The sequence below is a fragment of the Hydrocarboniphaga daqingensis genome (genome assembly GCF_900129825.1).
In the GTDB taxonomy this organism is placed as follows: Bacteria; Pseudomonadota; Gammaproteobacteria; order Nevskiales; family Nevskiaceae; genus Hydrocarboniphaga; species Hydrocarboniphaga daqingensis.
Window position 1 is genome coordinate 197,800 of record NZ_FQWZ01000008.1, and the last position, 14,049, is coordinate 211,848.

The 14,049-nt window shown below is 66.5% G+C and carries 12 protein-coding genes; 8 read left to right on the plus strand and 4 right to left on the minus strand.

The genetic code is table 11. The features are described 5' to 3' along the window. Positions 1-58: 58 nt before the first annotated feature. Positions 59-700 (minus strand): histidine phosphatase family protein, encoded by a 642-nt coding sequence (locus BUB09_RS15940; protein WP_072899331.1) that lies wholly within the window; start codon positions 698-700, stop codon positions 59-61. Between the two features lie 173 nt (positions 701-873). Here BUB09_RS15940 and pcaD point away from each other — a divergent pair, with 173 nt between their 5' ends. Further along, positions 874-1,662: a 3-oxoadipate enol-lactonase gene (gene pcaD / locus BUB09_RS15945; protein ID WP_072899333.1), complete on the plus strand. Its 789-nt coding sequence runs from the start codon at positions 874-876 to the stop codon at positions 1,660-1,662. On the opposite strand, the gene metE is transcribed toward pcaD, so the two are convergent. Next, a complete protein-coding gene (gene metE / locus BUB09_RS15950) occupies positions 1,622-3,946 on the minus strand; it encodes a 5-methyltetrahydropteroyltriglutamate--homocysteine S-methyltransferase (protein ID WP_072899334.1) in 2,325 nt (774 codons plus the stop codon). The two genes, pcaD and metE, sit on opposite strands and share 41 nt — an antisense overlap. Before the next feature lie 93 nt (positions 3,947-4,039). Here metE and BUB09_RS15955 point away from each other — a divergent pair, with 93 nt between their 5' ends. Next, positions 4,040-4,933 (plus strand): LysR family transcriptional regulator, encoded by an 894-nt coding sequence (locus BUB09_RS15955; RefSeq protein WP_072899336.1) that lies wholly within the window; start codon positions 4,040-4,042, stop codon positions 4,931-4,933. Positions 4,934-4,953: 20 nt separating this feature from the next. On the opposite strand, the gene BUB09_RS15960 is transcribed toward BUB09_RS15955, so the two are convergent. Then, positions 4,954-5,904: a tRNA dihydrouridine synthase gene (locus BUB09_RS15960; RefSeq protein WP_072899338.1), complete on the minus strand. Its 951-nt coding sequence runs from the start codon at positions 5,902-5,904 to the stop codon at positions 4,954-4,956. Between the two features lie 43 nt (positions 5,905-5,947). Between BUB09_RS15960 and BUB09_RS15965 the strand changes: the two genes are divergently transcribed. Beyond that, on the plus strand, positions 5,948-8,116 hold the full coding sequence (locus BUB09_RS15965) for a 5'-nucleotidase C-terminal domain-containing protein (RefSeq protein ID WP_217650326.1): 2,169 nt from the start codon (positions 5,948-5,950) through the stop codon (positions 8,114-8,116). Here the strand turns inward: BUB09_RS15965 and BUB09_RS15970 are convergent. Further along, the gene (locus tag BUB09_RS15970; protein ID WP_072899340.1) at positions 8,113-8,472 is read right to left on the minus strand and encodes a hypothetical protein; all 360 of its coding nucleotides are present in this window, start codon (positions 8,470-8,472) and stop codon (positions 8,113-8,115) included. The genes BUB09_RS15965 and BUB09_RS15970 overlap by 4 nt on opposite strands. 186 nt (positions 8,473-8,658) lie before the next feature. Here BUB09_RS15970 and BUB09_RS15975 point away from each other — a divergent pair, with 186 nt between their 5' ends. The 5 genes from BUB09_RS15975 to BUB09_RS15995 all read left to right on the plus strand — a co-directional run bounded on the left by BUB09_RS15975 (position 8,659) and on the right by BUB09_RS15995 (position 13,966). Further along, positions 8,659-10,095: an MFS transporter gene (locus tag BUB09_RS15975; protein ID WP_139250321.1), complete on the plus strand. Its 1,437-nt coding sequence runs from the start codon at positions 8,659-8,661 to the stop codon at positions 10,093-10,095. A gap of 103 nt (positions 10,096-10,198) precedes the next feature. After that, positions 10,199-11,128 carry an oxidoreductase gene (locus BUB09_RS15980; protein ID WP_072899408.1) on the plus strand — a complete coding sequence of 310 codons (930 nt, stop codon included), beginning with the start codon at positions 10,199-10,201 and terminating at the stop codon, positions 11,126-11,128. Positions 11,129-11,218: 90 nt separating this feature from the next. Then, positions 11,219-12,238, plus strand: a complete 1,020-nt coding sequence (locus BUB09_RS15985) for an NADP-dependent oxidoreductase (RefSeq protein ID WP_072899344.1) — start codon at positions 11,219-11,221, stop codon at positions 12,236-12,238. Continuing rightward, entirely contained in the window at positions 12,235-12,417 is a 183-nt protein-coding gene (locus tag BUB09_RS15990; protein WP_072899346.1) for a DUF2256 domain-containing protein, read from the plus strand. The genes BUB09_RS15985 and BUB09_RS15990 overlap by 4 nt, the downstream gene beginning before the upstream one ends. Continuing rightward, a complete protein-coding gene (locus BUB09_RS15995; protein WP_072899348.1) occupies positions 12,410-13,966 on the plus strand; it encodes a cryptochrome/photolyase family protein in 1,557 nt (518 codons plus the stop codon). The genes BUB09_RS15990 and BUB09_RS15995 overlap by 8 nt, the downstream gene beginning before the upstream one ends. Positions 13,967-14,049: the final 83 nt, after the last annotated feature.

The following is a 14,049-nucleotide window of genomic DNA, read 5'->3' on the forward strand; positions in this document are numbered from 1 at the left end:
GCAAGGCTAGCAGCAGACGACGGCGCTGCGCTCCACCTGGTGCGTCGCAGCGCACCGCTCAGACCGCCGACGTGGCGCTGGCCGTGGTCAGGATGTCGGCGCCCTGCAGTCGCGTCGCTTCGCCGGTGCTGAGCCAGCGCTGCACGTGCGCCGGCGGGTAGTGGAAGATCTGCCCGTTCATCGGCTTGGGCATCGCCCACAGTTCGTCGGGGCTCATGCCTTCGAGTTGCAGCCGAAGCGCGCGGATCACGAAGCCGTGCACGATCAACAGCACGCGTCGGTCGGGAAAGCGCTGCGCGACCTCGCGCAGCCCGTTGCCGGTACGGTCGACCAAGGCCTGCAGCGGTTCGGCGCCGGGCGGCTGCTCGTCGAAGCGGAAGATGCCGCCGCGGTCGAACAAGGCCGGGTCGAGTGCGCGCGCCTCGGCGTAGGTCAGGCCCTCCCAGCGACCGAAGCTGCGCTCGCGGAACGCCTCGTGCGTGATCGACGGCACACCGAGCGCCGCAATGACCGGCTCGGCGGTCTGCTGGGCGCGCCGCATCGGCGACACCACGATCTGCTCGATAGTGCGCGGCAGTGCAGCGGCCAGTTCCCGCGCTTGCTGGTGGCCGCGCGCATTCAGCGGCTCGTCGTAGGTGCCTTGATAGCGATCGCCGACATTCCAGTCTGTCTGCCCATGCCGGGCCAGATAAAGTTCCATGCGCGCTTGATTCCGTTCCCGCCTATGCGGTGCGCGATTATCCGCCAGGCAGGGCCGTGACGGCGACGGCCGCATCGGGCAGGGGTGGCCGTTAGCGCGCCGCCGGACGGCGCAGTTGACCGCATCGCGTCGGCTGCCTAGCGTGATCCCTCACTTTGACCACGGAGCGGACGATGGCCCGAATCACGATCGGTGGCGCCTTGGCGATGGAGTACCAGCTCGACGGTCGCGCTGACGCCCCGGTGCTGGTGCTGTCGAATTCGCTCGGCGCAACGATGGCGATGTGGGACGCGCAGGTCGAAGCCCTGGCGCCGTACCTGCGCGTGCTGCGCTACGACACGCGCGGTCATGGCGGGTCGTCGTCACCGGCCGGCGACTATACGATCGAGCAGCTTGGCCGCGATGTGCTGGCGCTGACCGAAGCGCTGCATATCGATCGCTTCGCGTTTTGCGGGCTTTCGATGGGCGGCGTCATCGGCCAGTGGCTCGGGGTTTATGCAGCCGAGCGGCTGACGCATCTGGTTTTGTGCAACACCGGCGCCAAGATCGGCAGCGCCGACAGCTGGAATACGCGGATCGACACTGTGCGCCGCGATGGTCTGGCGACACTGGCCGACGCGACCATGGCGCGCTGGTTTACACCGGCTGCCGCGGCGGCCGATCCGCTCAAAGTGGCCAGCACGCACGCCGAGTTCCTGCGCTGTGATGTAGCCGGCTATCTGTCGTGCTGCGCCGCGGTGCGCGATGCCGACTTCCGCGGTCACTTGGCGCGCATCAACCGGCCCGTGCAAGTCATTGCCGGTCTGCACGATCCGGTGACGACGGTCGACGATGCACAAGCGATCGTCAGCGCCGTCCCCGGCGCGCGCTTGCAGGTGCTCGACACCGCGCACTTGTCCAACCTCGGCAATGTCGCGGGCTTCAATCGAACGCTGAAGACGTTTCTGCTGCCACCGGCTTAACAGCCGCTGCTTCGCCTGCGCTCAGTTGCCGGCGCCACTGGGCCGCGATGCTGACCATCCGCTGCAGTGCGGCCTCGGTTTCCGGCCACGCGCGCGTTTTGAGCCCGCAATCGGGGTTGACCCACAGGCGTTCGGCCGGAATCACATCGAGTGCGCGACGCAGCAGCGCGTGCAGTTCGTCCGGCGACGGCAGCCGCGGTGAGTGGATGTCGTACAAGCCGGGCCCGATGTCATTGGGGTAGGCGAACTCGGCGAAGGCGTCGAGCAAAGCCATCCGCGAGCGTGAGGTTTCGATCGTGATCACATCGGCGTCGAGTGCGGCGATCGCCGGCAGAATGTCGCGGAATTCCGAATAGCACATATGCGTGTGAATCTGCGTGGCGTCGTCGACGCCGCAAGACGTCAGACGGAACGCATGCACGGCCCAATCCAGATACGCCGCACGGTCGGCTTGTTTCAACGGCAGGCCTTCGCGTATCGCCGGCTCGTCGATCTGGATGATGCCGATGCCGGCCTGTTCCAGGTCCTGTACTTCGTCGCGCAGTGCCAGCGCCAGCTGCAATGCCACCTCGTGTCGCGGCACGTCGTCGCGCACAAAACTCCAGCACAGCATCGTGATCGGTCCGGTCAACATACCCTTCAGCGGCTTGTCGGTCAGGCTCTGCGCATAGCGGGTCCATTGCAGCGTCATCGGCGCGGGTCTGGAGACGTCGCCGTAGATCACCGGTGGTTTGACGCAGCGCGACCCATAGCTCTGCACCCAGCCATGCGCGGTCAATGCAAAGCCGCTGAGTTGCTCGCCGAAGTATTCGACCATGTCGTTGCGCTCGGCTTCGCCGTGGACCAGTACGTCGAGCCCGAGTGCATGCTGGCGCTCGATCGCGTCGCGAATCGCGTGCTGCATCGTGGCCTCGTAAGCGGCGCGATCGATGCGCTGCTGGCGGTACGCGGCACGCGCGGCGCGGATCGGGGCCGTTTGCGGGAACGAGCCGATCGTCGTCGTCGGCAGCAGCGGCAAGTTCAGCGCCGCGCGCTGCTTTGCGGCCCGCTGCGCGAACGCGCTGGCGCGTCCGGCGCGCCGTTCGCCGCTGCGGGCGCAGCGCTCGCGCACCTCGGCGCAATGGGTCGTCGCCGCGCGGCGTCGCTGGTCGAGAGCGCGGTCGGTGTCGTTCAGCGCATCGGCGATGGCCGCGTCGCCGTGGATCAAGCCGCGTCGCAGTGTGGCCACCTCGTCGAGCTTTTGTGTTGCAAACGCCATCCAGTCGCGCAACTCGGGCGCAAGCTCTTGCTCCTGTCGAAGATCATGCGGTACATGCAGCAACGAGCAGGAACTGCCGATCCACAGCCGGTCGAGCGGATGCCGCTGCGCCGCGCGGCGCAGCGTCGCCAATGCGGCGCGCAGATCACAGCGCCACAGATTGCGGCCGTCGACAACGCCCAGCGACAACACGCGCTGCGCCGGCCAGTGGTCGAGCAGTGCATCGAGCTGGTCGGGGCCGCGCACCAGATCCAGATGCAGGCCGGCGATCGGCAGCTCCGACAGCCGAGCCGCGTGTTCGGCCACGCTGCCGAACAGGGTCGCCAGCAGGATCGGCGGCGCCACCGGCGCCAGTTCGCGGTAGACACTGCGGTAGGCATCGAGCCAGGCGTCGGGCAGATCCAGCGCCAGAATCGGCTCGTCGAACTGCACGCTGGCGACGCCCAGCGCATTGAGTTCGGCCAGCAGCACGAAGTACGGATTCAGCAGCAGCGACAACAAGCTCAGCTTGTCGAACGCGGTTGGCGCCGAGGCCAGCCACAGCCAGGTCAGCGGGCCGGGCAGTACGACCTTGACCGCATGCCCGAGCGACAGCGCCTCGCGCACCTCAGGCAGCAGCCAGTCGCGGTTGAGCGCAAAGCGCGTGGACTCATCGACCTCCGGTTGCAGGTAGTGATAGTTGGTGTCGAACCACTTCTTCATCGCCAGCGCCGGCTGCGCTTCAGTGCCACGCGCCATCGCAAAGTAGCCGGCGAGGTCGATCGACCGGGGCAGCCCAAACCGCGTCGGCGCCGCCGAGAACAGCGCGGTCGCGTTGTGCAGGTGGTCGTACCAGGCAAAGTCGCCGACACACACCAGGTCGAGGCCGGCGTCGCGCTGCTGCTGCCAATGCTCTCGACGCAGCTGTGCGCCGACCGCGCGCAGGCCGGTTTCGTCGAGCCGGCCCTGCCAGTGCGCCTCCAGCGCGGTCTTCAGTTCGCGCTGCGCGCCGATGCGGGGAAAGCCGAGGATGTGCGCCTGAGTCATGGCCAGTCGATGGTGGGAGAGGGGCGACCATCGTCGTCGGCATGCCAGTATGATTCAATCTCACTGATTTACGACGTAAGGTGAAAAGTATTCATGCCCCAGTCGCCACTAGAGCTGCGCCACTTGCAGACGTTGGTCGCGCTAGCCGACACCGGCTCGCTGGCCAAGGCGGCTGAGCGGGTGTTTGTCACGCAGAGCGCGCTGTCGCATCAGATCAAGGCGCTCGAAAGCCATTACGGCGCGCCGCTGTTCGAGCGCAACACCAAGCCGCTGCGGTTCACGCAGGCCGGTGCGCGCTTGCTGGCGGCCGCGCGCGACGTGCTGACGCTGACCCGCGAAGCCGAGCGCGATGTCGCGCAGTGGGTCAGTGGCCGTGGCGGCCAGTTGCGCATCGCCGTGGAATGCCACACCTGCTTCGACTGGCTGATGCCGGCGATGGACGCACTGCGCGAGCACTGGCCCGACGTGGAACTGGATCTGGTTGGCGGCTTTCAGACCGAGCCGATGACGCTGCTGGAAACCGGCGCTGCCGACTTTGCCGTGATGCATGATCCGCCGGCGGCGCGCGCCGGCATCACGGTCGAGCATCTGTTCAGCTACCAAACCCGCGCGATTCTGTCGCCGCGCCATCCGCTGGCGCGCAAGCCGTATCTGCAGCCCGCCGACTTTGTCGACGAAACCTTGATCGCGTATCCGGTCGACGAGGCGATGCTCGATGTCGTCCGGCATTTTCTGGCGCCGGCCGGCGTGCGTCCGCGGCGCCGCAATGCGGAATTGACGGTGGCGATTCTGCAACTGGTCGCCAGCGGTCGCGGCATCGCGGCACTGCCGGAGTGGACCGTGGCTGAATACCTCCGTCGCGGCTACGTGGTCGACAAGCCGCTGGGCCCCGACGGTCTGCGTTGCGAACTGTACGGCGCGATGCCCGATAGCCTTGCCGGCAAGGCTTATATGCGCGATTTCATCGAGCAGATCCGAGCGCGCTGAGGGCGGCTTGCGATCGACGCTCAGCCAGCTTGCAACTCGGTATCGATCGCGGCGACGGCCTGCAGCGAGCGGACGCGGACGAACAGCGCCTCGGCGTCGGCATAGTTGCGGCCTAGCCATTTGAGCCACTGCTTCAAGCGGCCCGGCGCGTGGTGTCCGGCGCCGGGGCGAGCGCACTGCTGATGCCAGAAGTCGCGGACCATCGGCAGGATCGCCTGCCATTGAAGCGGTGCGTAGGAGCTGCCGCGAGCGGCCGCTGCAATCTGCAATGCCAGATCGGGGCAGGCGACCAAACCGCGTCCGAGCATGTAGTGCGCCGCGCCGCTGATCTGCCGGCAACGACGCCAGTCGTCCACCGACCAGATTTCGCCGTTGGCATAAACCGGCACGGGCACCACGTCGGCGATGCGTGCGACCCATTCCCAATGCGCGGGTGGGCGATAGCCGTCGGTTTTGGTGCGGGCGTGAACGACGAGTTGAGCGGCGCCGCCATCGGCCAGCGCTCGCGCGCAGTCCAGGGCTTGATCGGTGTTCTCGTAACCGATCCGCATCTTGGCCGTCACCGGAATCGATGCCGGCACCGCCTGGCGAACCGCGCGCAGAATCGCGTGCAGCAGTTCGGGCTCTTTCAGCAGCACTGCGCCGCCGCGCGAGCGGTTGACCGTCTTGGCCGGGCAGCCGAAGTTCAGGTCGATCACCGGTGCACCAAGTTCGCAGGCCAGTGCCGCATTGTCAGCTAGCACCGCTGGATCGGAGCCGAGCAGCTGCAGCCGCAGTGGCGTGCCGGCTGCCGTGTAGGCGCCGCGGCGCTGCAACTCCGGCGCGAAGCGATGGATCACATGCGCCGGCAGCAGTTGATCGTTGACGCGGATGAATTCGGTCACGCACCAGTCGATGCCGCCGACGCGCGTCAGCACGTCGCGCAGCGGTTCATCAACGAGGCCCTCCATCGGGGCAAGTGCCAGCTGCATCGAGGCTCGTACGACGGGGTTAGGGGGCCGCGCAGCTTACCCGATGCCCGGTTCCCACCGTCGGCGTGCGCTGAACGCGCGCAAGCCGGCACGAACGCTGCACTACACTGCGGCGATGACATCGAGCGCGCTACCACGATCGCTGCGAACCGCTGCCAGCCTGCTGTTGCTGCTGGCCGGCTGCCGTAGCGTCGATTTTGACGGGGGCACGCTGGGTTTCGATACCGCAGCGGTGACAGCGGCCGAAGGTCAGACGGTGACCTTGATCGTCACCCGGCCGGCCGATTCGGCGCGCCGGCCAGCCAGCCTGCGGTATCGCAGCGTCGATGGCAGCGCCCGCGCCGGCGAAGACTATGCGGCGGTCGATGGCCGCTTGCAGTGGTCCGCAGGCGATACGGCGCCCAAGACGATTCAGGTGTCGCTCGCGGCCGATGGCGTGTTCGAAGACGCCGACGAGACGCTGCAACTGCAGCTGTACGACCCGCAAGGCGCCGCGCTCACCGATTCCGTTGCCATGATCCGCGTGCTCGACCAGGATCCGGTGCCGATGCAGTTGCTGGCGTTCAACGATTTTCACGGCAACTTGAAGCCGCCTACGGGCGGCCTGCGCGTACCCGATCCGGACGATCCCGCCGCGACGCTGCTGCTGCCGGCCGGCGGCGTCGAATATCTGTCGACGCAGATCAAGCAGTTCAAGGCGCAGAACCCGCGCAGCACCGTGGTCGCGGCCGGCGATCTGATCGGCGCCAGCCCGCTGATCTCGTCGCTGTTTCACGACGAGCCGGCGATCGAGGCGCTGAACCAGCTCGGCCTGGAATTCAGCTCCGTCGGCAACCACGAGTTCGACGACGGCAGCAGCGAGTTGTTGCGCGTGCAGCGCGGCGGCTGTTTCGGTCAGGGGCAGGCAAGCGCCACCAGCTGCGTGCGCGGGCCGTTTGCCGGTGCGGCCTTCCAGTATCTGGCGGCCAACGTGCTCGATGCGCGCAGCGGTCGGAGCTTGCTGCCGGGCTATGCAATCAAGCGCTTCGACGTCGGCGGCGGCCGCAGCTTGAGCGTCGGCTTCATCGGACTGGTGCTGAAGACCACGCCGGCGATCGTCACGCCGACCGGCGTCGACGGCTTGCGCTTCGTCGACGAGGCGAGCGCTGCCAATGCCCTGGTGCCCGAGCTGCGTGCGGCAGGCGTCGAGGCGATCGTCGTCTTGATTCACGAAGGCGGCATGACCAGCGGCGCTTACAACGACAAGCGCTGCCCGGATCTGTCGGGCGATGTGCTTCCGATCGCTGATGCGCTCGATCCGGCGATCGACATCATCGTCAGCGGCCATACCCACAACGCCTACAACTGCCGCCGCAACGGTCGTGTGCTGACCAGCGCCAGCTCGTTCGGCCGCGTGCTGACACAGATCCGGTTCAAGCTCGACCGGATCACGCGCGACGTGATCGTCGACAGCGTCGATAACCAGGTGATCGTCAACGACACCGCGCCCAATCCGGCACCGCAGCACTATCCGGTGCTGGCGCGCGATCCGGCGCAGACCGAGATCGTCGACTTCTATCGCGATCGCGTCGCACCGCTGGAAAACCGCGTGGTCGGGCGTATCAGTGGCGACCTGCTGCGCGCGCCGAATGAGTCGGGTGAATCGACGCTGGGCAACGTGATTGCCGATGCGTTCCTGGCGGCGACGCGCGAACGGCGCTCCGGCGGTGCGGTGCTGGCGTTCACCAATCCGGGCGGGTTGCGGACCGACTTGTTGGCGGCGCAGATCAGTGGTGGTGAGGCGCCCGGCGAGGTCACCTACGGCGAGCTGGCCGCCGTGCAGCCCTATGGCAACACATTGACGACGCTGACGCTGACCGGCGCGCAGATCAAGATGCTGCTCGAACAGCAGTTCCCACCATGGCAGACCGCGCCTAAGTTTCTGCAAGCGTCGGCTGGTTTGCGTTATCGCTACGACCCCAGCCGCGCCGACAATGACCGCATCGACGCGGCGAGCCTGACCATTGCCGGCAAGCGCGTGCAGCCCAAGGCGCGGTATCGGGTGACCGTCAACAATTTCCTGGCCGCGGGCGGCGATGGATTTACCGTGCTGCGCAACGGTCGCGATGCACTCGGCGGTCCGCTCGACATCGATGCGCTGCTGGCTTACTTCGCCGCCAGCGGCGGGCGCCTCGACGTACCGACGCTGCAGCGCTTCGAGCGACAGCGCTAGACGTAACCCTGCCGCTGATAGTCGTCCCAGGCGGTTCGGGTCAGCGTCGCCAGTTCCTTGAGCAACGCGGGTTCCGGCGCCTTGAAATTGAAGCAGGACTTGCCCTGCATCCGCTGCCGTAGCTCGTCGGATATCGAATCCAGCAGCGCCGGGTTCAGGTAGACCGGCATCAGGTGATAACTGACGAATGACTTCTTCAGCTGTACCGCGCCAAAGAACAAGGCCTTGCCGTTCTTCTGCCGATGTCGCGTGTCCAGATACAGCTCGGCTTCGTCGTCTCGGATCGCATCCAGCTTGGAGGCGTAGGGAGCGAGCACGGCGCGGCATTCAGAAAACACGGCGTCAAGATTCGGCATGAAGAACTCCGTTGTGACCCGGCGGGAACGGCGATGGGCGGGCCGGCGTGACCGCATTGCTCAGCCCCGTGCCCCGATCGTAGCGCAGGCCGGCGCAAGGGCCGAGCCCCGCGTTGCGGCTTGGCCGCGTTTTGGCGGCACCCTGTTTTGATTGATCACAGCGGCGACTGAACCATAATGCGGCCCATGTCCGACTCCGCCCTGCCGCGCAGCACCTTGGTGCCGCTGATCGTTGCCTGTGCTCTATTCATGGAGAACTTCGACGCGACGGTGATCGCCACCGCGCTGCCGGCGATCGCCGCGTCGATGGGTGAAGACCCGCTGCGGCTGTCGTTGGCGATCACCGCCTATTTGCTGAGCTTGGCGATCTTCATTCCGCTGTCGGGCTGGATGGCGGACCGCTACGGCGCGCGCCGCGTGTTCCGCAACGCGATTCTGATCTTCGTGCTCGGCTCGCTTGCTTGCGCGGCGTCGCAGACGATCGGCCAACTGGTCGCCGCACGGCTGTTCCAGGGCCTCGGCGGCGCGATGATGGTCCCGGTGGGGCGGTTGGTCCTACTGCGCTCGGTCGACAAGCGTCACCTCGTCACGGCGCTGAGCTATCTGACGATTCCGGCACTGATGGCGCCGATCATGGCGCCGCCGGTTGGCGGGCTGATCGTCACCTACACCTCGTGGCGCGTGATCTTCCTCATCAACCTGCCGATCGGCGCGCTGGGTTGGTATCTGGTGAACCGCTACATCCATGACACGCCGGACGACGAGCAGCCGCCGCTCGACCTGGCCGGCTGGATGCTGCTCGGCGGCGGTCTGGCCGGCCTGGTGCTCGGTTTCGAGAACATAGGCAAGCATGTGCTGCCGGACTATGTGGCGCCGGCGCTGTTGGCGGCGGGCACGCTGCTGTTGGGCTTGTATGCGCTGCATGCGCGGCAGGAGCGCGCACCGATCCTTCGGCTGTCGCTGCTGCGCGTCGCTACGTTCCGTACATCGGTCACCGGCGGTTCGCTGTTTCGTATCGGCGTCGGTGCGTTTTCAGTGCTGATGCCGATGATGCTGCAGCTGGGCTTTGGACTGAGCGCGGTGGAATCGGGCTTGATCACGTTCGCCAGCGCCGTCGGCGGGCTGATGATGAAGACGTTGGCCAAGAGCCTGACGCGCCGCTACGGCTTCCGGCGCTTGCTGGTCAGTAACACGCTGATCTGCGGTACCGCGTTGATCTTGTGCGGCTGCCTGCGACCGTTCATGCCGTACGCACTGATGATCGGTTTTCTCGGCATCACCGGTTTCTTGCGCAGCCTGCAGTTCACTTGCGTCAACGCGATGGCGTTCGCCGACATCGACGAGGACGACATGAGCCAGGCGACCAGCTTCTCGGCCACCGCGCAGCAGCTGGCGCTGAGCATGGGCGTCGGCATCGGCGTGCAAGTGCTCAACATCAGCTTGTGGGCGCGCGGCGCCACCGTGCTGCAGAACCTCGATTTCACGATCGCGTTTCTGGTTGTGGGCCTGATCTCGCTGAGCAGCTGGTACAGCTTTCGACTGCTGTCGCCCGATGCCGGCAGCAGCGTCAGTGGCCATCGGCTGGCGTTGGCGCATCAAGGGCCGGCGCCTGCCGGGCATTAGCGGTGTCATCGCGATGGCCGGCATCGCAGGGGGCGGGCGCGTCGGTCGTTTGTCAGACCGCCGCCGTCGCGAACCGACGTCAGTAATCAACCTGGGGTGCAGCATGGCAACGGTGAAGCAGGGCTGGAACACGCGCGACATTCCCGACCAGAGCGGTCGCGTGGTGATCATCACCGGCGGCAACAGCGGACTCGGCTACGAGGCCGCGCGGGCCTTGGCCGGTCGTGGTGCGCAAGTAGTGTTGGCCTGTCGCTCGATGCCTAAGGCCGAGGCGGCGATGCAGCGCATCGCGGACGAGCCGGGCCATCGGTCGCCGATTCCGATGCAACTGGATGTCGCCGATGTGGACAGCGTTCATGCCTTCGCTAAAGCGTTTCGCAGCCGCTATGACCGTCTCGACGTGCTGATCAACAATGCTGGGATCATGGCGATCCCCCGGCAGTTGTCGCGAGACGGCTTCGAGATGCAGCTGGCGACCAATCACCTGGGTCACTTCGCGCTGACCGGGCTGCTGCTGCCGCTGCTGCAGGCCACGTCCGGCGCCCGCGTGGTGCCGGTGTCGAGCATCGCCGCGCGCTATGCCCGGATCGCATTCGATAACCTGATGGGCGAACGCGGCTACTCGACCTGGCATGCTTACAACCGCAGCAAGCTGGCCAATCTGCTGTTCGGGCTCGAGCTGCATCGGCGGCTGCAAAGCGTCGGGTCGGGCGTGATGTCGGTGACCGCGCATCCGGGCGCGTCGATGACCAATCTGTTCGCATCACCGGGGGCGCGCATCACCAAGCGGCTGCTGGCCCCGCTGGCCGGCCCGCTGTTTCATTCGGCCGACCGGGGTGCGCTGCCGATTCTGTATGCCGCGACCTCGCCCGACGCCCAGTCGGGTGGCTACTACGGTCCCGACGGCTTTCAGGAAACCAGCGGTGACGTGGCTGCGGCGCACGTGCCGCGCGCTGCACGCAACCGCCAAGTCGCAGCGCGGCTGTGGCGCGCATCCGAAAGCCTGACCGGCGTGTATTACCTGCCGGACTGAGCGCCGCGTGAGCGGCTCGCAGCGGGCGGCGCACGCCCGGCCGGCCGCGACTATCATCGGCCGCTCACCAACCCTCGTTGGAGGCACCCGATGAACACCACCGCGCCGCGGATCAACCGCTGCTTCAAGCTCGCCGCACGCCCGGTCGGCCTGCCCAAGCGCAGCGACTGGCATTACGAGCAGCATCCGGTGGCCGAGCCCGCCGAGGGTCAGATCCTGGTCCAAGTCAGCCATATCTCGCTGGACCCGGCGATGCGCGGCTGGATGAACGAGGGCAAGTCGTACATCGAGCCAGTGGCGATCGGCGACGTGATGCGTGCCGGCGCCGCCGGCCATGTGATCGCGTCGCGCCATCCGCGTTTCGCCGTCGGCGATGCCGTTGTCGGCGTGTTCGGCGTGCAGGAATACGCGCTGTCGGACGGCAAGGGCGTCAACAAGGTCGACACGCAATTGGTGCCGTTGCCGGTCTACATCGGCACGCTCGGTATGCCGGGCATGACCGCCTACTTCGGCCTGCTCGACGTCGGTCAAGCGCGTGAAGGCGACACCGTGGTGATCTCCGGCGCTGCGGGCGCGGTCGGCAGCGTCGCCGGGCAGATCGCCAAACTCAAGGGCTGCCGCGTCGTCGGCATCGCCGGTGGTGCCGACAAATGCCGATACCTCGTCGACGAGCTCGGCTTCGACGCTGCGATCGACTACAAAGCCGACGATCTGCGTAAAGCGCTGCGCCAGCATTGCCCCAAGGGTATCGACGTGTACTTCGACAACGTCGGCGGCGAGATTCTCGACCAGTGCCTCGCACAGCTGACGCGCGGCGCACGCGTGGTGATCTGCGGCGCGATCTCGCAGTACAACAACACCACGGCGGTGAAGGGCCCGAGCAACTATCTGTCGCTGCTGGTCAACCGCGCCAGCATGACCGGCATGGTGGTGTTCGACTACGCACCGCGCTACGGCGAGGCGATGCGCGAGATGGCGGGCTGGATGGCGGCCGGCAAGCTCAAGAGCCGCGAATACATCGTCAACGGCCTCGACACGTTCCCCGAAGCTTTGCTCAAGCTGTTCGCCGGCGAGAACACCGGCAAGCTCGTCCTGCAGGTCGCCGATTGAACAAGCCCGCTACGCCCAAGTCGTACAAAGGCAACAAGGCATCGCTGCCGAGCAAGCCCTGCGTGGTCTGCGCGCGCGAGATGACCTGGCGCAAAAGCTGGGCGCGCAACTGGGACGAGGTCAAGTACTGCTCCGAGGCTTGCCGACGTCGGCGCGACACGGTGCTGAGCCATGACTGAGTTGAGCAAGCTGCGCTCGCTGGTGATCGTGCTCGGTGACCAGCTAGACCATGACGCGGCGGCTTTCGACGACTTCGACGCGGCGCAAGACGCCGTCTGGATGGCCGAAGTCGCCGAGGAGTCTGAGCACGTCTGGTCGAGCAAGCCGCGTATCGCGATGTTTCTGTCGGCCATGCGCCACTTCGCCGCCGAGCTGCGCGCTCGCGGCGTCACCGTGCATTACACGCGGCTCGACGATGCCGGCAACGCTGGCTCACTGGCCGGCGAGTTGGCGGCTGCGATCGTGCGCCTGCGGCCCGCGCAGTTGGTGATGACGGCGCCGGGCGACTACCGCGTATGGCAGTCGATCAAGCGCGTCGCCCGCGAGCAGGACCGGCCGCTGGATGTGCGCGATGACCGGCACTTCTACGCCACGGTTCGAGACTTCGCCGCGCATGCCAAGGGCCGCAAGCAACTGCGGCTTGAATACTTCTATCGCGAACTGCGCGAAAAGCACGGCGTGCTGATGCGCGACGGAAAGCCCGCGGGCGGCCAGTGGAATTTCGACGCCGACAACCGCCAGGACTTTGGCAAGGACGGGCCAGGGCGGCATTTCCCAGGCCCCGACTTTGTGCCCGACGCGATCACCCGCGACGTGATCGCGCTGATCGAATCGCGCTTCGCCGCACATCCGGGCAGCCTGCAGTCATTCGCCTGGCCGGTGACGCGCGATCAGGCACTCGAGGCCTTGCAGCGCTTCATCGACGAACGCTTACCCAAGTTCGGGCCCTACCAGGATGCGATGTGGAAGGGTGAACCCTGGCTGTATCACTCGCTGCTGGCCGCAGCGCTGAACCTGAAGTTGCTGAACCCTCGCGAAGTCGTCGCTGCTGCCGAGCGCGCCTACGAGCAGGGCCATGCTCCGCTGGAGAGCGTCGAAGGCTTCATCCGCCAGATCATCGGCTGGCGCGAGTATGTGCGCGGCATCTACTGGACGCGGATGCCCGATTACCTGGAATCCAATGCGCTGAATGCAACCGAGCCGCTGCCGGCCTGGTATTGGACCGGCGACACCGACATGGCTTGCCTGCGCGACGCGATCACGCAGACGCTGACGCACGGTTACGCGCACCATATCCAGCGCCTGATGGTCACCGGCTTGTATCCGCTACTGCTGGGCGTTGCGCCGCGCCAGGTCCATGAGTGGTATCTGGCGGTCTACGTCGACGCGGTGGAATGGGTCGAGTTGCCGAACGTACTTGGCATGAGCCAATACGCCGATGGCGGATTGATGGCCAGCAAGCCGTATGTGGCCACTGGTAAATACATCGAGCGGATGGGGCACTACTGCAAGGGCTGCCGCTATAAGCCGGCACTGAAGACCGGCGAACAAGCCTGCCCGTTCACGACCTTGTACTGGGACTTTCTGATGCGCCACGAGGCCTTGCTGTCGCGCAATCAGCGGATGGCGCTGCAGGTGAAGAACCTTGCAAGGCTGAGCGACGAGGAGCGAGCCGCGATCCGCGCGCAAGCGACCGCGATCCGCGCGTCGTCGTCGGCTCCAAGCTGAATCGCGCTGCGCGATCACGACCCACAAGGTCGAGCCGGTCCGTCGGTCTGACGCCGGCACTCGCCGGCCCGACAAGCTGCGCG